The organism is Streptomyces sp. NPDC007917 (genome assembly GCF_042959105.1).
In the GTDB taxonomy this organism is placed as follows: Bacteria; Actinomycetota; Actinomycetes; order Streptomycetales; family Streptomycetaceae; genus Streptomyces.
Window position 1 is genome coordinate 18,253 of sequence record NZ_JBIBKK010000033.1, and the last position, 16,163, is coordinate 34,415.

The 16,163-nt window shown below is 69.6% G+C and carries 20 protein-coding genes and 2 pseudogenes; 13 read left to right on the forward strand and 9 right to left on the reverse strand.

Annotation, left to right across the window (positions count from 1 at the left end; translation table 11 throughout):
• Positions 1–165: 165 nt before the first annotated feature.
• The 3 genes from ACFZDL_RS40410 to ACFZDL_RS40420 all read left to right on the forward strand — a co-directional run bounded on the left by ACFZDL_RS40410 (position 166) and on the right by ACFZDL_RS40420 (position 2,348).
• Positions 166–378, forward strand: a complete 213-nt coding sequence (locus ACFZDL_RS40410; protein ID WP_391193810.1) for a helix-turn-helix domain-containing protein — start codon at positions 166–168, stop codon at positions 376–378.
• A gap of 520 nt (positions 379–898) precedes the next feature.
• Positions 899–1,339 (forward strand): hypothetical protein, encoded by a 441-nt coding sequence (locus tag ACFZDL_RS40415; RefSeq protein ID WP_353595551.1) that lies wholly within the window; start codon positions 899–901, stop codon positions 1,337–1,339.
• A 16-nt stretch (positions 1,340–1,355) separates the two neighbouring features.
• A complete protein-coding gene (locus ACFZDL_RS40420) occupies positions 1,356–2,348 on the forward strand; it encodes a hypothetical protein (protein WP_353595550.1) in 993 nt (330 codons plus the stop codon).
• Here the strand turns inward: ACFZDL_RS40420 and ACFZDL_RS40425 are convergent.
• The 5 genes from ACFZDL_RS40425 to ACFZDL_RS40445 all read right to left on the reverse strand — a co-directional run bounded on the left by ACFZDL_RS40425 (position 2,306) and on the right by ACFZDL_RS40445 (position 5,929).
• Entirely contained in the window at positions 2,306–2,788 is a 483-nt protein-coding gene (locus tag ACFZDL_RS40425) for a GNAT family N-acetyltransferase (protein ID WP_353595549.1), read from the reverse strand. The two genes, ACFZDL_RS40420 and ACFZDL_RS40425, sit on opposite strands and share 43 nt — an antisense overlap.
• Positions 2,789–2,816: 28 nt before the next feature.
• Positions 2,817–3,815: a zinc-binding alcohol dehydrogenase family protein gene (locus tag ACFZDL_RS40430; protein ID WP_353595548.1), complete on the reverse strand. Its 999-nt coding sequence runs from the start codon at positions 3,813–3,815 to the stop codon at positions 2,817–2,819.
• A 123-nt stretch (positions 3,816–3,938) separates the two neighbouring features.
• Complete coding sequence (locus tag ACFZDL_RS40435; RefSeq protein WP_353595547.1) at positions 3,939–4,376, reverse strand: Rrf2 family transcriptional regulator; 438 nt, start codon at positions 4,374–4,376, stop codon at positions 3,939–3,941.
• A gap of 31 nt (positions 4,377–4,407) precedes the next feature.
• A complete protein-coding gene (locus ACFZDL_RS40440; RefSeq protein WP_353595546.1) occupies positions 4,408–5,046 on the reverse strand; it encodes a DUF4158 domain-containing protein in 639 nt (212 codons plus the stop codon).
• 250 nt (positions 5,047–5,296) lie between these two features.
• Positions 5,297–5,929, reverse strand: a complete 633-nt coding sequence (locus ACFZDL_RS40445) for a type III effector protein (protein WP_353595545.1) — start codon at positions 5,927–5,929, stop codon at positions 5,297–5,299.
• A 127-nt stretch (positions 5,930–6,056) separates the two neighbouring features.
• Between ACFZDL_RS40445 and ACFZDL_RS40450 the strand changes: the two genes are divergently transcribed.
• The 3 genes from ACFZDL_RS40450 to ACFZDL_RS40460 all read left to right on the forward strand — a co-directional run bounded on the left by ACFZDL_RS40450 (position 6,057) and on the right by ACFZDL_RS40460 (position 7,474).
• Complete coding sequence (locus ACFZDL_RS40450) at positions 6,057–6,488, forward strand: Hsp20/alpha crystallin family protein (protein WP_353595544.1); 432 nt, start codon at positions 6,057–6,059, stop codon at positions 6,486–6,488.
• A gap of 96 nt (positions 6,489–6,584) precedes the next feature.
• Positions 6,585–6,980 (forward strand): DUF2267 domain-containing protein, encoded by a 396-nt coding sequence (locus tag ACFZDL_RS40455; RefSeq protein WP_353595543.1) that lies wholly within the window; start codon positions 6,585–6,587, stop codon positions 6,978–6,980.
• 56 nt (positions 6,981–7,036) lie between these two features.
• Positions 7,037–7,474 (forward strand): DUF2267 domain-containing protein, encoded by a 438-nt coding sequence (locus tag ACFZDL_RS40460; RefSeq protein ID WP_353595542.1) that lies wholly within the window; start codon positions 7,037–7,039, stop codon positions 7,472–7,474.
• Positions 7,475–7,603: 129 nt separating this feature from the next.
• Here the strand turns inward: ACFZDL_RS40460 and ACFZDL_RS40465 are convergent, their stop codons facing one another.
• Entirely contained in the window at positions 7,604–7,876 is a 273-nt protein-coding gene (locus ACFZDL_RS40465; RefSeq protein ID WP_353595541.1) for a hypothetical protein, read from the reverse strand.
• Positions 7,876–8,046, reverse strand: a complete 171-nt coding sequence (locus ACFZDL_RS40470; RefSeq protein ID WP_353595540.1) for a hypothetical protein — start codon at positions 8,044–8,046, stop codon at positions 7,876–7,878. Before ACFZDL_RS40470 ends, ACFZDL_RS40465 begins: the two co-directional genes overlap by 1 nt.
• 1,561 nt (positions 8,047–9,607) lie before the next feature.
• Here ACFZDL_RS40470 and ACFZDL_RS40475 point away from each other — a divergent pair.
• The 3 genes and pseudogenes from ACFZDL_RS40475 to ACFZDL_RS40485 form a co-directional block, all read left to right on the forward strand.
• A pseudogene (locus tag ACFZDL_RS40475) lies at positions 9,608–9,804 on the forward strand (integrase); the annotation flags it as partial.
• Positions 9,805–10,325: 521 nt separating this feature from the next.
• A complete protein-coding gene (locus ACFZDL_RS40480; protein ID WP_353595539.1) occupies positions 10,326–10,520 on the forward strand; it encodes a hypothetical protein in 195 nt (64 codons plus the stop codon).
• A 37-nt stretch (positions 10,521–10,557) separates the two neighbouring features.
• A complete protein-coding gene (locus ACFZDL_RS40485; RefSeq protein WP_353595538.1) occupies positions 10,558–11,328 on the forward strand; it encodes a pirin family protein in 771 nt (256 codons plus the stop codon).
• Positions 11,329–11,378: 50 nt separating this feature from the next.
• On the opposite strand, the gene ACFZDL_RS40490 is transcribed toward ACFZDL_RS40485, so the two are convergent.
• Positions 11,379–12,065 (reverse strand): hypothetical protein, encoded by a 687-nt coding sequence (locus ACFZDL_RS40490; RefSeq protein WP_353595537.1) that lies wholly within the window; start codon positions 12,063–12,065, stop codon positions 11,379–11,381.
• A 468-nt stretch (positions 12,066–12,533) separates the two neighbouring features.
• Between ACFZDL_RS40490 and ACFZDL_RS40495 the strand changes: the two are divergent.
• From ACFZDL_RS40495 to ACFZDL_RS40510, 4 genes and pseudogenes are all read left to right on the forward strand, one after another.
• Positions 12,534–12,692 (forward strand): annotated as a pseudogene (locus ACFZDL_RS40495) (site-specific integrase); the annotation flags it as partial.
• Positions 12,693–12,757: 65 nt separating this feature from the next.
• On the forward strand, positions 12,758–12,904 hold the full coding sequence (locus ACFZDL_RS40500) for a hypothetical protein (RefSeq protein WP_353595575.1): 147 nt from the start codon (positions 12,758–12,760) through the stop codon (positions 12,902–12,904).
• Positions 12,901–13,317 (forward strand): helix-turn-helix transcriptional regulator, encoded by a 417-nt coding sequence (locus ACFZDL_RS40505; RefSeq protein WP_353595536.1) that lies wholly within the window; start codon positions 12,901–12,903, stop codon positions 13,315–13,317. The genes ACFZDL_RS40500 and ACFZDL_RS40505 overlap by 4 nt, the downstream gene beginning before the upstream one ends.
• Positions 13,318–13,903: 586 nt before the next feature.
• Entirely contained in the window at positions 13,904–15,112 is a 1,209-nt protein-coding gene (locus ACFZDL_RS40510) for a low temperature requirement protein A (RefSeq protein ID WP_353595535.1), read from the forward strand.
• A gap of 297 nt (positions 15,113–15,409) precedes the next feature.
• Here ACFZDL_RS40510 and ACFZDL_RS40515 read toward each other — a convergent pair whose 3' ends face one another.
• Complete coding sequence (locus tag ACFZDL_RS40515) at positions 15,410–15,862, reverse strand: VOC family protein (RefSeq protein ID WP_353595534.1); 453 nt, start codon at positions 15,860–15,862, stop codon at positions 15,410–15,412.
• Positions 15,863–16,163 lie beyond the last annotated feature (301 nt).

Genomic DNA, 16,163 nt, shown 5'->3' on the forward strand with positions numbered 1-16,163 from the left:
GACGTGGGCGGCGGCGAACCAGCGGGTCGCCTCCCGTCTGGGCCTGGGCTGAGGAGCAGGGTATGCGCTGGAACCTGCGGATGAAAGCCGCCGAGCGGGGGATCTGGAAATCCACCGAGATGCGCCGCCGCCTGGGGGAGGCAGGGCTGGAGATCAGCGGGCAAGATGTCCGCGCTGTGGCCGGGAACGCCGACCACCGTTCGGCTCGATGACCTGGACATCATCTGCGCGGTGCTGGAGTGCACCACGGCGGACCTGCTGATCCACGAGCCGGAGGTGGCAGCGGCCCGGCGCCCGAAGCCCGAGCCCCAGGCGGCGACCGGATCGGCGACGGTGGGTGCCGCGGCTGGGTCGCGCCGGACCCTTCCCCCGATCTGATGGCGCTGCCGAGGATGTACCCGCGGTGCCGAACACGGCCGGTGTCCACCTACGGGGCGAAGTACTGCCACCGGTGCCGGCCACAGCCGTGCGACCCGCCGCCGTGCCGCCAGTGCGGCTCGACAGAGGACTACTGGTCAGCCCACAAATGCCGTAATTGTTACCGCGGTTCGTCAGCAGAGCGTCCGGCGTCCTGCCCGGACTGCTTCGCCTGGGGGATGCTGCGTCGCTACGGCGGGATGTGCCTGGGCTGCCGAGGTTGGCGCCGGCTCAATCCCGGCACCGGCCCGTGCCGGGTCTGCGGCCGGGAGCTGTCCCTGCGCGATGGCGCCTGTCGTCTGTGCTTCAAGCAGGCCCAGCTGCTGCGGCGCCCTCACTGCGCCATGGTGCTGGAGGAGGCGAACCGGCACGGGCAGCAGCTGTACTTCGCCGACATGGAACGGCGTGTCCGGCTGATGACGCCGGGGCCGACCTGCCGCCGCTCCGAGCCGCCTCCAACGCCCCGCCCTTGCTCCTGCCGGTGAAGCATCGACAGCTGGTGCTGTCCCCGCCGCACGGACGGGACCTACGGCGCGGGCAGCAGCACGGTTTCCCCGAGGCGGACGCGCCCGAGGCGGCTGCGGCTCTGCAGGCCGCGGCCGACGACTACGCGCGACGGCACGGTCTGGAGTACTTCACCGCACAGGGCCTGGACCGCAGCCTGCGCATTCTCCTGGCCCTCCAGGACACTCCCGGCGCCCCGTTCCAGGCGTCCGACGTTCTGCTCCTGCGAGACCTGCATCTGCCGGCCAGGCCCCTACTGAAGCTGCTATCCCAAATCGACATGCTCGACGACGACCGCATCCCGCCGGTGGTGCCCTGGTTCCGCGAGCTCACCGCCGACTTCCCCGAACAGATGGCCGCTGAGCTGAAGACCTGGTTCGAGCTCATGCTCGCGGGCAGTACCACCGCACCACGGTAAAGGCACGATCGGCCCGGTGGATCCGGCGCATGGTGAGAGCCGCGCTGCCCGCCCTGCGCACGTGGGCAGAACAGGGCAAGGACTCTCTTCGATCCATCACCCGGGACAACGTCCTGGACGTCCTGCCCGACAGCGGAACGCCGCGGGCAACATGCTCCAGGGCCTGCGGCACATCTTCCGGCCTCTCAAGCGTCGGCGGATCATCTTCACCGACCCCACCACCCGGATCTTCTGCGGCATGCCGACCGCCACCATTCCTCTGCCGGTCGAGGTCACCAACCTCCGCCAGGTCCTCCAGGACCAGGCGGCGCCGAAGGCGGCCCTGTCAGCGCTGGTCATCTTCCACGCACTCACCTTCAAGGAACTACGTACCGTCCTGACCACGGACCTGTGCGATGGAAGGCTATTCCTACCCAACCGCACCGTCCTGCTCGCCGAAGCCGTACGCGACCGACTAACGGCCTACCTGGACTACCGCAACAGCCGGTGGCCACGCACGGCCAACTCCCACCTGTTCCTGTCCCAGACCACGGCATGCGGCGTGGAACCCGTCAGCAACGTCTGGATCAACGACGTCCTCGGCATGCCCGCCCGACGCCTCCGCGAGGACCGCCTCCTTCACGAGGCCGAGGCCACCGGCGGCGATCCCCGCCGGATCTGCGATCTGTTCGGCCTGACCGTCGGCGCGGCCCTGCGCTACACCTCCACCGTCAACCAGACGGGCCTCGTCGAATACAACCTTCGCAACGCCGGCCACACCCGAGAACACGAGCCGATGACAGCTGACCTCGGTGCGTGCTGTCGGTCAGAAACGGGCCCCAGCAGCGTCGGCTCTGTTCTCGTACAGCTGCCGCCACCCGACAAGTACACAGTGACAGCGTCAGCGGCGAGACGCCGACGGACACACCAAGGACAAGCTCGAAGACCGACTGGCTTCCGCCTGCGCCTTGCAGAGCCCATCAGGGGTCACCTGGCGGGCGGTGCCGTGATCAGGTCCATGCCTGGGTAGCGGCCAGCGACGAAGCCCGCGGCTTCGTAGACCGGCTTCCCGGCCTCGCTGGTGTGCAGTTGGATGTAGTGGATGCCCGCCCCCTGGAGCCAGCCGACCAGCTCGTCCACGATGCGGCGTGCGTGGCCGCGGCCGCGGGCCGGGGCGTCGGTCACGATGCCGTCGAGGTAGCCGCGGCGCCCCTCGGGCCAGCGCGAACCGGGCAGATGGTAGGTGACCCAGGCCATGCCGCAGGCGACGAGGGGTTCGCCGGGGCCGCCGCCGACGACGAGGCAGACGCAGTCGTCGCGGCGGTTGATGCGCTCCTCGAACCAGTCGCGGGCGATCCGCCGCCACGGTGTGTCGGCCGGTCCGGGATCGGTGCCCAGGCTCTCCAGCGCGACGGCGCGCAGCCGGATCAGTTCCGGTATATCGGCTGTGGAGGCCTTGCGAGGCTGCATGTCGTGGCTCCTCTAGTTTCGGCCCGGTTCAGCGGGCCATGGTGAGCAGGACGCGGCCGAAGGGCCGCTCCTCGATCAGATGACGCTGCGCTTCGGCCGCCTGTTCCAGCGGGAACACGCGGGCGATGGCGGGGGTGATGCGGCCCGCGTCCAGCCATTCCAGCAGGGTCACGCGGGCGGCGCGGGCGACGTCCGGCGGGGTCATCGTGAACGTGTAGCCGTAGGCGGTGGCGTTCTTCCACATCAGGTCGGTGATGTTCACCGTGCCTTCGGTGCCGCCGGAGTATCCGACGCCGACGTAGACGCCGCCGTGTGCGAGGGAAGCGATGCAGGGACCGAGCAGCGGACCGGCGACGCCGTCGACCACGACGTCCACGCCCCTGCCATCGGTGATGCGCGCGACGCCGTCGGTCAGGGATTCGCGGGACAGGTCGATGACGTGCTCGTGGCCGGCGGCGCGGGCGGCTTCGGCTTTGTCGGTGCGGCTTGCGGTGGAGACGGCTAGGGATGCGCCGAGTTCGCGGGCCACCTCCACGGTGCCCATGCCGACGGAGCCACCGATGCCTGGCGCCAGGACGGTACCGCCGGCCTTCAGCCCGGCAAGTCTGGTCAGAACGAGGTAGGCGGTGCTGTATCCGGCACCGGCGAACAGCGCGCAGGCGGCCTCGTCGCTCACCCCGTCGGGGATCGGTATCAGCTGGTTGGCGTCCGCGGTCAGTTGCTCGCGCCAGGTGCCGTCGGTGCGCCAGCCGAGCCCGCCGCCGCCGACCACGACGCGCGCCCCCTCCGCCAGGCCGGTCGCCCCGGGGTCGGTGATCCGCCCCACCGCGCCGCCGCCGGGTATGTGGGGCGGCGTCTGGTGCAGAGAGGGGTCCATCCGGCCTGCCCTGATGGTGTTGTCGGCCGGGCTCACCTCGGCGTAGGAGAGCCGGATCGACGCCCGGCCGCCGGTGGCCGGTTCGGCCGGACGGTCCACAAGTCGCAGTTCCCCGTAGCCGCCGTGGCGGTAGTACTCGATCGCCCGCATGGCGTTCCACCTCCGTACGTCGGATCACGGGCCGCCCGGCGACCCTTGGTGATCCAAGTCAATGAAACAGATTCTGTTACAACTGCACGCAAGGGCAAGCCCCGGCCGACCCCGCTCGGCGGTTCAGCCGGAGCGGGCAGCCAGGGTGTCCCGCAGGACGTCCGCGATCGAAACCCCCGCGAGCTCCCGCCGGACGGCCTCCTCCGCGTCGACGTAGACGTGGCGCAGCGCGGGCTGGATGCCGCGGCCGACGGGGCACGCCTGGTTCGGTTCGCCGTGGTGCAGGGCGAACAGCGGCTCGTCGTGCACCGCGCGGAAGACATCGAGCAGCGTGATGGACTCCGGTGCGCGAGCCAGCGTCCAGCCAGCCCCCGCGCCGTGACGGACCGTCACCAAACCCGCCTTTCGCAGATCGGCGAGGCTGCGCCGGATCACGACCGGGTTGGTGGCCACGCTCGTGGCGATCTGGTCCGAGGTGACCACGTCGCGCCCGCGGCCGTGCACCAGGGCCATCCAGGTCAGCACATGGACGGCGACCGTCATCCTGCTGTTCGCACTCACGTCCTTCACCCCCTTGCTGTAACGATAACAGTTACAGCAAGGCTTCAGCCGGGGGGTCGGGTGGTTCGCATCGAAAGAACAACGAAGCACCCTCTGAGCTGCAGCAATGACGGACCACATGGGTGCCTGGGCTGGCGTTGGTTCGGTTCAGCTCTTCAGACCTGGGTGGTGACGGAGTCTCTCCAAGGTCCCGTCCATGAAGTCGCACCAGGCCAAGCATGCGGAGACGCCAAGGGCCGGTTGTACGCGGCCAGGGCGTTGGTGATCTGCCTCGTAGTCGAGCCGCCGGGGGCACCCGGCCGCGAAGTCCGGTAGCCGTAGGCGTCCCGGATCTCCCACGCGTGCTCGTACCGCCGCTGCAACCGCCCCCGTACTCCGCGTAGTGCGCGTCGTCCACGCCCAGCTGCTCGGCGACGAACCGCACCACCACCGCCGGCACCGCGTCCGGGTCTTCCGTCAGGAACGTCCCCAGCCTCCGGACCGTCCCCCACTGCACCGCCCACCCCAGCCGCGTCGCCGCACGGCGCGTCGCCGCACGGCGCTTCGCCGCCGCCAGCTCCAGCACCCGCGCGTCCAGGCGATAGAACTGCTCCAGCTCACCCGGCGACGGTTCCGCGGCGAACCGACCGAAGCGGCCCTCTTGCTCAACAGGCAGATACTCAACAGGCATGACCAGGACCGCAAGAGCCCCTGACCAGGCAAAACGGACCCGTCATCGAACCGGAACCAAGATCATCCCGCTACCGCTACAACCGGTTCCGATACCCCCCGCCCCCAGGAAGAGTCGTGCCCCGCAGCCTCGATGAGCAAGCGCGCCCAGTCTCACCGGGCGGCTGTTGCGACAGGCAGCGTGGACCTGGGCACGCCCCCACGGCCTGGGGCCCGAGCAAGAACGAAACAGAGAACCGGAACGGGCGGGGTCAGGGGGGTGTGAGTGTGTCGAGTTGTGCAGCGAGGTCGGGGTGGGTGGTGATCAGGTGGGGGCGGGCGGCCTCGAGGGGGCGGATGAGCTCGGCGGGGTCGTCGTGGGCAAGGGCCGCGTGGAGCTGGCTGAGCGGGAGGCGGGCCGTACTGGGAAGGTCGGTGAGGGCGGTGATCTGGCCGGCGATGCGGCGCAGGTCGGCCGCGTTGCGGCGGGCCCAGGTGGCGGTGGTGCGTTCGGCGGCTCGGCGTTCACGGGTGGCCTGGACGCGTTGTTCGCCGGTGGTGCCGGCGGGGCCGGGGCGGCCACGCAGGTAGCGGCGTTCGGCGGCCTGGCGGCTGGCGACGCCGAGGGGGTGAGCGAGGTCGGCCCAGCTGGCTCCCGCGTCGCGGGCGGTTTCGATCAGGCCGGTCTCCCATCCGGCGAGTTGCTCGCGCACCTGCCGCAGCAGCAGCAGGGAGGCCAGCGCCTGCTCCGGCCCGGGTTCGGGCGCATCCGGGGTGTCCGGGGACTCTCGCATGGCGTCGCGCAGGGCGTCGTCTATGGCATGCAGGGCCGCCGCGGCGGCGAGGAACGATGCCGGGCTGTGGGCATTCGTGCTGTTCGTGGGCGGCTGGTCGGCTGCGGCCACGGACACCTCCCTCGGATTGTCATCGAGTAGACGACATTGCGTTTGTCATCCATTGGATGACATGTTACAACGGTGTCAGTGAGGCGCATTGGCAGCAACTGCTGAACCCGCTGGAGGTGTTTTCACAATGTTGATGCGCACTGACCCCTTCCGTGAGCTGGACCGGCTGGCGCAACAGCTGATGGGCCCGGGCACCTGGTCCCGCCCGTCGGCGATGCCGATGGACGCCTACCGCGAGGGCGACGAGTATGTGGTGGCCTTCGACCTTCCGGGCGTTACCGCGGACGCGATCGACATCGACGTCGAGCGGAACATGCTCACCGTCAAGGCCGAGCGGCGGCCGGCGGCGAAGGCCGACGACGTGCAGATGGAGCTGTCCGAGCGGCCGCTGGGTGTCTTCTCCCGCCAGATCGTGCTCGCCGACACCCTCGACACCGAGCACATCCAGGCCGACTACGACGCGGGCGTGCTCACCCTGCGCATCCCGATCGCCGAGCGCGCCAAGCCCCGCAAGATCTCCATCGGCGCCGGATCCGGCCGCAAGGAGATCTCCGGCTGACACCAGCCGGACGCGTGCGGAGGACGGGCACCTGTTCTCCCCCTCACCCCGCCCTCCGCACCCCGTGGCAGTCCGAAGAAAGGGGTGGCGGCCGAGATGACTCTGCGACGCGAAGCGTTCCTCGGCCACGTTAAGGAACGCGGCGAGTGCGAAACTCTGGAGGAAGCCGAGCGCGCGGCCCGTGTGGTGCTCGCCCTCCTCGGCGCGCACCTGGTCGGCGATGTCCGCGCCCGGCTGGCGGCGCGCCTGCCTGAAGCGTTCGCCCTGATCCTGCTCAATCCGCTGCAGAGTGCCGAGCCGCTGTCCCCGGAGCGGTTCGTCCGCGCAACCGCCGCGTGGATCGAAGGCGCCACCGAGCAGACCGCGGCCTGGGACGTCAGCGCCGTGCTGTCCACCGTCGCCGACGCCGCCGGCGAGGATCTGATGGGCCAGATACTGCTCCAGCTCCCCGCCGGCTACGACCTGCTCTTCGGCCGCCCCCAGCCCACCTGATCATCCCGCACACCGGTGCCCGAACACCGGCCACAGCAAGAAAGGCAACCACCCCAGTGATCTCCGACCGGCACGCACCGTCCCGGCAGCCGCACGGGACGGCATACGAGCAGATGCTGGAGAAGGTCCGCTACGAGGGCGCCTACCCCACCCGCGAGAAGGCCGACGAAGCCGTCCGCCTGGTTCTCGCCGGACTGGGGCGCCAGCTGACCGGCGACGAACGCGTCGACCTCGCCGCCTGCCTGCCCTTGGAAGCCGCACGTGTGCTGACCGCGCAGATCCCCGACACCCAGCCGCTGACCGGCTGGGCCTTCGTCAAGGACCTCGCCGCCCGCACCGGCGCCTCCCTGGCCACCACCCGCTGGGACACCGGCTCCGTCTTCTCCGCTGTCGCCGCCCACGCCGGCCCCGATCTGACCGCCCGCATCCTCCACCAGCTCCCCACCGGCTACGCCCTGCTGTTCGGCCAAGCCGAACTCACACGCGCCGCGTAGACGACGACGTGCGCACTCGGGGCGGGCACGACGACCCCTGCGTCGCTGTCCGCCCTGCGCGCCCTGCGCCCCGAGGCGCGCGAGGAGAAGGTCGTCGTTCCTGGCCGAGGTCCCGGTCCCAGGGCCTCTCTAACGCATATCTGGGTCACCCACCCACCACGTCCGCCGTGGCCCCCTGACCTGCTCTTCGGCCGCCGCGATCAGCTTCGGCGCGCTCCGGCGCAGCTTGGCGCCATACGCGGGGGCGGCGGGGACGATGTCCAGGCGGTCGGTGTCCGCGTCGAACTTCACCATTTGGACGTGCCTGAGGAGTTCGGGCGCCGCCACGGCGAGGATGCTCTCCCATTGGGCGAGGACGCTGCCGCCGACGGCCGGGGCGATCATGGCGCGCTCGGTCATCATCAGGGAGATCGTGGCGGCGAGCCCGAGCGGCTCGCGTCCGTTCTGTTGTATCGCCCGGCCGTCCGGGACCGCTTCGGCTTCTCCTTGTGGCGGCCGTTCTTCTTCGCCGCTTCCCGGGCCGCGACCAGGGGCTGGCGCTCGAGGTCGACCCCGCTCAGCTTGGTGCTCATGCGAGCACCGCCCCGGCAGGGTCGCCCTCGAGCGAACGGGCGGCGAGCTCGGGCAGCCGGTCCGCCCACGGCGCGGGGCCGGCCGCCTCGGTGTGGTCCGCGGCCTGCTCGCGCAGCTGCTCCAGCCGCGCCTCGAGCAGGTACTGGGCGGTGCGCCCCGGGCGGTGTCGGCCGCTTTCGTCGCGGCGGCGACGGCGTTCGCGCCGTTCGGGTCGGCCCTGAACCAGCGGCGGTTCTGCCCGGGCGCGTGCGCCCGGCGGGCCTCCGCTTCGGCTTCCTCGGTGCGGCCCAGCATCGCCAGCGCGTTCTGCCGGTACTCCGGCGCCGCCTGCTCCACGGCCTGGAGCGCGGCGAAGGGGAGCGCGGATGCCGCCGCGACCGGGTTCGTTTCCAGTTCGTCGGAGTCCAGCAGCTCCAGGAACTACGCGCGGGCGGCCTCGATGTCGGCCCCAGCGACGCGCGGACGTGGGCGATGACGGCGGCGACGTCGCCCGGGTCGTCCAGGGCCGCGGACCAGGTGGCCGCGACCATGCCGGCCTCCACGATCAGGGCCTCGGTCCGGCGCCGGTAGCCGCACGCCTCGCACAGCCCGGCCGCCCGCTTCTGTCCGCAGTCCTCGCACGGCAGCGCCTGGCGGACCTCTCCGGCGGCCACCGCGGCCGCGCGCTCGCCCTCCCCCATCGGGATGCTGCGAAAACACCGCCTCCGGGCCCGAAACAGCCTCCACAGGGGCCAGGACCCGGCCGTACGCGTGGGCAACCGGCAACAGCATGACCCAGCCGCGGCCGTTCATCCGCGTTGTCGTCGCCTTCCGCTGCCGCGCCACGACCCCGGCCTCCGTCAACCGCATCAGGACCTTCCGCGCCCCGGACCCGGACGGCGAGCAGCCCAGCAGCCGCGCCAGCGTCGCCGCCCCCGCCCCTCCCGCTTCTTCACCGAGCCGCCGCACAGCTGCAGCCAGCCCGACGCCCGCGTGCTCAGCACCATCAGCAACAGCCCGAGCCGATCCGTCGCCGCACCCTTGCCCGTACGGCCGGCCAGCAACCCGGCCGGGATCGGCTCCTTGCCCTTCGGCGCCCAGCACGGCCCGAGCAGCGCCAAGCTCCGCGCCCAGAAAAAGGCAACCACCGCCAAGACCACGACGCGCACCGAGCAGCCCAAGCCATCCCAGAAGAAGGCACAGAGCTCGGACTACCGGGGCAAGGGGGCGTCAGGGCCACGACTGCCTGAGCCTCCAACCCATCGATGTACCGGCGGCGTGGGAGGTGGGTGCGCGCTGCGCTGGCGATTTGACGGGCCGCCGGCCTGGGAGTGTGCGAAGTAGCCCCGTCCTTCTTCCCGCGGTCGTAGCCGCGTGAGGCGGCCGGCACCGTCGCGGCGGCCCGCACCAACTGCACGTCGATGATTCCCGCCGTGGGCTCGGCCTCACGGCCCTCGCGCTCACGGACCTTCCCGCGCAGCCGGTCGTGGAACTCGGTGATCAGCCCGTGTTCGCGCCAGCGGCGGACGAAGGCGTAGACCCGGCCCCAGCCAGGGAAGTCCGCGGGCATCGCCCGCCCCCCTGACGACCGATGCCGGTCTCGAGGTCGTCACCACTGGAATTCCGATACCCCGCATGAACTCGCCCATGGGCTCTGGATACAGACCTGCCGCAGGGAGATGCTGGACCAGACCTCGATCTGGAACGGGAGCCACCTTCTCCACGCCCTGCGCGAGTACAAATCGTTCTACAACGAGCACCACCCGCACAGGGCCCTGAACTGCACGGAAGATTTATCGGCACCCGCAGTGTTCGGCAGGGTTGTGCTGGCACCCTGAACGGAGCAGGGGCGCAAGGCGGGCGGCGGCTGCCGTCGAGGGCGTAGAGCACAGCACGATCGGCCCACGAGAGCCGCGGGCGCTCGACCTGCCGACGCAGCACAGCGCCCTCATGGCGGAGAGCGAGGATCTCGAGGTTGTTCGCGGCGGGCGAGCGGCCCAGCAAGAGGAGGCAGCCCAGCCGGGGGCACAAGATCAGGTAGACCAGTCGCAGACCCACGATCAACGATCACGCCCCTACTTGGGCGATCACAAGATCCCAGGTCAACCACCCTTTCGCGATAAAGACACCGTTCAGACAGGCTGGCGACCCGGCGATCGGCGCCTCCTGCAGATCTTCCCTGTGAACGGTCCACTTCGATGCCTGTTCCCGCATGGGGCCGGCACCGCACGGATGGCAGCGGCACGCAGGTGCGCCTAGCCTGGAGGCTGCCGATCCCCCCGAACTTTCGGAGGCGGACATGGATGACCTCCGTTACAAGATGATCATGGCGTTGACCGCCGCGGACTTCGGCAACCCCCTCTGCGAGCAGGCGGCCGACATCTGCGCCGAGATCGCCGACCAGCACTGCACACAACTGCACGTCGCCGACCGGGGAGCCCCCGACGCTGTGCCGGCGGTGACGGTTCCGCCCGGCGCCCGGGGACGGCCGTGAGCGCGGCGGTACGCCGGGGGCGGAAAGGACGCATGCGATGACCGCTGCTCTGCAACCGACGGTGGACATCCGTCGCAGCCGAGAACGGTACAAAACACAGCTGTCCTGGCTTGATTCCAAGCACTCCTTCTCCTTCTCGCACCACTACGACCCCCAGAACACCCACCATGGACTGCTGCTGGTCAACAACGACGACATCGTCACCGCCGGCACTGGCTTCGAAACGCATCCACACCAGGACATGGAGATCGTCACGTGGGTGCTGCAGGGATCACTGGTCCACCAGGACTCCACCGGCCACGCCGGGCTGATCTACCCCGGACTCGCCCAGCGCATGAGTGCCGGGACGGGCATCCTGCATTCGGAGAAGAATGACTCCTGGCGACTTGAGGGCGTCAGTCCCCACACCGACCCCGTGCACTTCGTGCAGATGTGGGTCGTGCCGGACGAGGAGGGCATCACTCCCGGCTACGAACAGTTGGAGATCGATGATGCGCTGTTGCACGGCCGCCTGGTCACCGTGGCCTCGGGAATGGACCGGCATGCCGACGCATCGGCGATCCGCATCAAGAACAAGTACGCCGGACTGCACGCGGCACGCCTGAACCCGGGCGACTCCGTGCTGCTCCCCGAGGCGCCATTCCTTCACCTCTTCGTTCCCCGCGGCACCGTCACGCTGGAGGCATCCGGAAAACTCGAAGCCGGGGATTCCGCGCGCTTCACCGCAACCGGAGGCCAGAGGATCACCGCCGACGAACCCGCCGAAATCCTTGTCTGGGAAATGCACGCCACTGTCAAAGGTTGGTAAAATCCAACTCAGGCTCATGGCTCTTGGCTCGTCTTTTCATCGGGTGTGCTCTAAATGCTGCCGCGAGAAGGGTCGGCGGCAGAAACCCCTTTCCAGCGCGAGCTTTGAAAGCGGACGCTCGCGACGAGCATAACGATTCCGGCCGCTACTCCCACAGGAAGAGCTGTGGCGAGCTGGGCATGCAGTCCGTAGGCCAGGACGCCGACGTCGGCACCGATGACGACACTCGTGATCACACCAATACTGCCCGCAACGCTGAGCATCCGCTGAAACGGCTGTCGGCGCGGCGTCAACATGGCCACGGCCTGCTCGTGACCGGCCACAGCGAGGAGCAGGTCGGCCAGTTCGGGAACCAGTTCCGCGTACATGGCGCGAAGTCTGGTGATACGGATACTGAACTGCCAGTCGTCAATAGAGATCTCCAGGCAGCGAACGAAGGTGACCACACCCAAGAACGCCAGCGACGACAGCACCAGAATGTAAAAGGTGGTCGTCCCTGCACGGTGCCCGGCGCGACCGTAGAACCCGAGAGCAATGAGGCCGGCCGACAGGGCGCCGAGGAAAATGCTGGCCCGTCCGTTGGCTTCGCTGATCGTGGCGGCGCGTTGCGTCTGCATGTTGTAGTGCTCGGTCGTCAACACAGTGATCCAGGCTGATGCGGCCGCGCCGGCGGCACTGAGCCGCAGTGGTTCATTCGGGCCCGGATCTGGCGGCTGTTCCGGGCAGGATTCGGTCATGGTTGAGTCAATCTGCCGTCCCTTTGTCCATCAAGCATCAATTCTCGCACGCAGCGAGAGTTTCAGGAGTGTGTTGCGCTGCGTGGCGTAGGCCTCGATTCAAATCGTCACCGCAGCAAGACGCCTCCTGGTTTCCGGGAACGGCTGGTCAGCAGCCCATCACACCGTTAGGGCGCGCCTGGGGCGTGGGAAATGCTTTAGCGGGAACGTCCTGGTGAGCGGGGAGCGACCGGTTTCGGCACGGAAGCCGGGCGGGACGCGTTGTCCCCCAGCGCATGGCCGGCGCGTCGTGGGTGATACCTGCGGCCCGGGTCGCCAGGGCCGCGTCGGAGGCGTCCAGCAGCGCGACCGAGCGCAGGCGTGCCGCTCATAGGCCCGCGACCCATTCGGCAAGCCCCATGTCTGCTTCGGCAAGGCGCCCATACTTCCGGACCGCGGCCCCGGTGGGTGCCCATGCTGATGGCCTCGATGGTGCTGCGATGGTTCCTGGAGGACGTGCGGCGCAAGTCTCCCGACTCGCCGGCGCTGTTCGCGGACGAGTCCGGGGGCAGCCTCCATCGCGGGACCATCCGCAACCGCCTGCGCTATCTGATGGAGCTCGAAGGCCGCCCAGCCGCCGAGAGGTTCAGCCCGCATGCCCTGAGAAGAGCGTGCGCGACCCACAACTACGAACGCGGCGCCGACTTAACTTGGTGGCGATCCAGCAGATGCTCGGCCACTGGACGGTCAGCTCGACCATGCGTTATGTCCGGCCGTCGGCGACCTTCATCGAGGATGCCTATCAGCGTGCGGTCGCCAGCACTTTGGCCGAGCTGAGCAGGAAGGACACCACGGCGTGAAGATCCAATGGCGGCTGCGGATGACCGCCGCCCAGCGCGAAGTGTGGACCGGCACCGAACTGCGACGACTGCTGGCCGAGAAGGCCGGCCTGGAGCTGTCCTCGGCGTCGGTGTCCGCCCTGTTCACCAAGGAACCCTCACAGGTGAAGATGACCACGCTGGCCGCGTTGTGCACCGCGCCGGAGTGCACCCCCAACGACCTGATCGAGGTCGACACCACCCCCGTCGAGCGGCCGATCGCGCCCCTTCGCCCGGTCGCCGACCTGCCGCAGGCCGCCTCGGCCCGGGGCCGGTCGATGCCGCCCCTGTGGCGGCAGGCCGCGATGGGCAAGAAGCAACGGACTGCATCACCTGCGGCGGACCGGTCGGATGTCTCGACCGCCAGCACTGCTGCCTGTGCTGGCGCCGTATGAAGGAGGAAGCAGCCAAGGCCCCTTGCCCCTCCTGGGGTCTCGACCGTGTACTGCAGAACGACACCGGCCGGTGCATCACCTGTTCGCGCGTTGGTAAGGAATGCGGTCACCCGCTCCGGTCACCGAGGAACCAGCTGTGCCGGGAATGCCGACACAAGGCTGGCCAACTGGCTGGCCGGCGGACATGCCCACGCTGCGGAAAGCTGGGCTGTCTGCGCGAGAAGACCGGCTGGTGCGGTCACTGTTCACGGCCCCGGCCGGAGAAGAAGCCGCCGAGGATCTGCCGTGAATGCGGGCAGCTGCGGCGGCATTCCGGGCTGGGGTTGTGCTCGGCCTGCTGGCAAAAGCACCGCGGACCCAGGTGCGCCGAGCTCAGCCGGGCCTGAACCCCGAGGCGGAGGAGTCCGGGCGCGGGTCCAGCCGCCCGCTGGGCGCGTCGAACGCGACGGCGGCGACGCCTACGGCCCACTGCGGGGCACAGTCGGCCACTCCTGGAGGCGAGTCCGGAAAGAGTGACAGCCCATGGGATTCCCCGGGCGTTGACCGATGTTCCCGGCCAGCTCACCGGGTGTGCCACCATGTCGCCATGAACAGGCCCCGAGGTCGTTTGCGGACCGAGATGCAGCACGAAAGCGGTGCGGTGACGCCGTTGGAGCTCTTCTTCGACCTGGTGTTCGTGTTCGCGCTCACCGGGGTCACGGCGTTCATGGCCGAGGATCTCACCTGGCACGGGATGCTGCGCGGGATGCTCATCTTCGGGCTGCTGTGGTGGAGCTGGGTGTGCTACTCATGGGTGGGCAATGTGGCGCGCGCGGACGAAGGCGTCACGCGACCGGCGCTGTTCGCCGCGATGGCTGTGATGTTCGTCCTCGCGCTGAGCATCCCCGAGGCGTTCGACGACCTCCCCGGTGGGCTGCACGGCCCCGTCGTCGTCGCGGTCTGCTACTTCCTCTTCCGCGGCGTGCACCTGGTGCTGTTTTGGATCATCTCCGCCGATGACCCGGGGCTGCGCGGGCAGCTGCTGCGTTTCGCGCCGTCGATGCTCGTGGCAACCACTTTGCTGCTGGTCGCGGCCGGGACCGATGGGCCGACGCAGACTGCGCTGTGGGCGGCGGCGCTGGTGGCGGACTACCTGGGCAACTACCTGGGCGGGGCGCGGGGGTGGCGGCTCCGCTCGGCTGGGCACTTCGCCGAACGGCACGGCCTGATCCTGATCGTCGCACTGGGCGAGTCGATCGTTGCTGTGGGTGTCGGGGTGGCCAAGCTGCCGATCTCGTTGCCGATCGTGGCCACCGCGGTATTGGGGCTGGTCCTGTCGGCAGCCCTGTGGTGGTCCTACTTCGACGTCACCGCGCTCGCGGCCGAGCGGGCGTTCGCTGCCACGCCGGACGCTGACAGGCCCCGGCTGGCGCGCGACGCCTACAGCTATCTGCACCTGCCGCTGGTCGCCGGCGTGGTGCTGCTCGCGTTGGGGCTGAAGAAGGTCCTGGCGTACGTGGGCGACCCCGTGCACCACGACCTCGCCGAGCCTCTGAAGGGTGTCGGGCTCACCGCGCTGGTCGGGGGCCTCACGCTGTACCTGCTGGGACATGCCGGGTTCACGTGGCGTGTCCTGCACGTCGTCAACGTGCGGCACGCGGTGCCGGTCGTCGCGTTGCTGTCGATGCTGGGGATCGGGCCGCACATCCCCGCGCTGGCCACCCTCGCGGTGCTCACCGCCGCGATGGTCGGCCTGGTGGTGTTCGAAGCCACCCGCTTCGCCGAGGACCGCCACCGGATCCGCCACGAACACTGAACCCCGCAGGGCGACCCCTCAGGAACTGGCCGCCCCACATGGTTGCCGGTCGCCAGCTCCGGGAGCCCCGGCGACAGGGGCACGGCCCAGCAGGTTGTGGTGGTGCAGGCGTAGGGGTGGAGCCGCCTGGTATAGCGGGCGCCATCGATGGCGCAACTCGGCGGTGCAGGGGAAGGAGCCGCCCAGATCGTACGGCAGCAGCTTCGCGCGCCCCTCTCGAAGCCGCAGTGTGGTTGCCAGGGCGCGCCCTTGGCCTCGCCCGGACCGTACTCCACCGAGCCGAGGTGACCTGCCGGGTTACCTCGTTCCTGCGGGCGGGTCGGCGAACACCCCTTCCAGCATGCCGGTCGCCTGGCCGACCTCGATGAGATAACCGTCGGGGTCGCGGAGATAGCAGCGCAGCTCGGCTTTCCGGTCAATGGGCGGGGTGAGGAATTCCGCCCCTTTGGCGCTCCATTCCCGGTAGCAGGCGTCGATGTCGGCCACACGGATGTTGAGGAAGCTCGACGTGGTGCTGGGGTCATCGGGCGGCCGCAGCGTCACATCGGGTTTGTCAGGGGTCGGGCCGCCGCCGGGGTTCATGATGATCCAGCCGTTGGCGAGCTTGATGACGCACGGGTTCTCTTCCAGCACCACGGTGCCGCCGAGGACGTCCGCGTAGAAGGTGCGCGACCGGGGCACGTCCCGCACGGTCAGGAAGTGGGTGAGGAGCACCCCGGTGACCGGGGCAGGCAGGTCGTCTCGCTGCATTCGGGGGTCCCCTTCGCTGGCGTCGGGTGCTTCAGAACTCAACTACGAACCCACGCGTCGCTCCAGTCCATAGTGCACCCGTTTCCCGGCTCGCCGCCCTCCGGGGCGCAGAGCACAGATCGTCCACCGGTCGGCTGCTTCCGGCCCCTGCGGCCAGGGCCAGGGCCAGGGCCAGCCCAGGATCTAGCCCATGCTTGGGTGGGCGCCGCCCTTCGGGTCGCAGACGCGCGGCGGTTTCGGTAACCGTCACGCGGTCGCCGCGGAGCCGCCCGACCAGATCGATCGGCAACATCTCGCAGGC

Coding starts and splice junctions, on each gene's coding strand:
- ACFZDL_RS40425 (WP_353595549.1), bottom strand. CDS start 2,788: ATGCAGCCTCGCAAGGCCTCCACAGCCGATATACCGGAACTGATCCGG.
- ACFZDL_RS40430 (WP_353595548.1), bottom strand. CDS start 3,815: ATGCGGGCGATCGAGTACTACCGCCACGGCGGCTACGGGGAACTGCGA.
- ACFZDL_RS40450 (WP_353595544.1), top strand. CDS start 6,057: ATGTTGATGCGCACTGACCCCTTCCGTGAGCTGGACCGGCTGGCGCAA.
- ACFZDL_RS40455 (WP_353595543.1), top strand. CDS start 6,585: ATGACTCTGCGACGCGAAGCGTTCCTCGGCCACGTTAAGGAACGCGGC.
- ACFZDL_RS40410 (WP_391193810.1), top strand. CDS start 166: ATGTCCGCGCTGTGGCCGGGAACGCCGACCACCGTTCGGCTCGATGAC.
- ACFZDL_RS40440 (WP_353595546.1), bottom strand. CDS start 5,046: ATGCCTGTTGAGTATCTGCCTGTTGAGCAAGAGGGCCGCTTCGGTCGG.
- ACFZDL_RS40485 (WP_353595538.1), top strand. CDS start 10,558: ATGACCGCTGCTCTGCAACCGACGGTGGACATCCGTCGCAGCCGAGAA.
- ACFZDL_RS40480 (WP_353595539.1), top strand. CDS start 10,326: ATGGATGACCTCCGTTACAAGATGATCATGGCGTTGACCGCCGCGGAC.
- ACFZDL_RS40490 (WP_353595537.1), bottom strand. CDS start 12,065: ATGACCGAATCCTGCCCGGAACAGCCGCCAGATCCGGGCCCGAATGAA.
- ACFZDL_RS40465 (WP_353595541.1), bottom strand. CDS start 7,876: ATGATGACCGAGCGCGCCATGATCGCCCCGGCCGTCGGCGGCAGCGTC.
- ACFZDL_RS40470 (WP_353595540.1), bottom strand. CDS start 8,046: ATGAGCACCAAGCTGAGCGGGGTCGACCTCGAGCGCCAGCCCCTGGTC.
- ACFZDL_RS40515 (WP_353595534.1), bottom strand. CDS start 15,862: ATGCAGCGAGACGACCTGCCTGCCCCGGTCACCGGGGTGCTCCTCACC.
- ACFZDL_RS40510 (WP_353595535.1), top strand. CDS start 13,904: ATGAACAGGCCCCGAGGTCGTTTGCGGACCGAGATGCAGCACGAAAGC.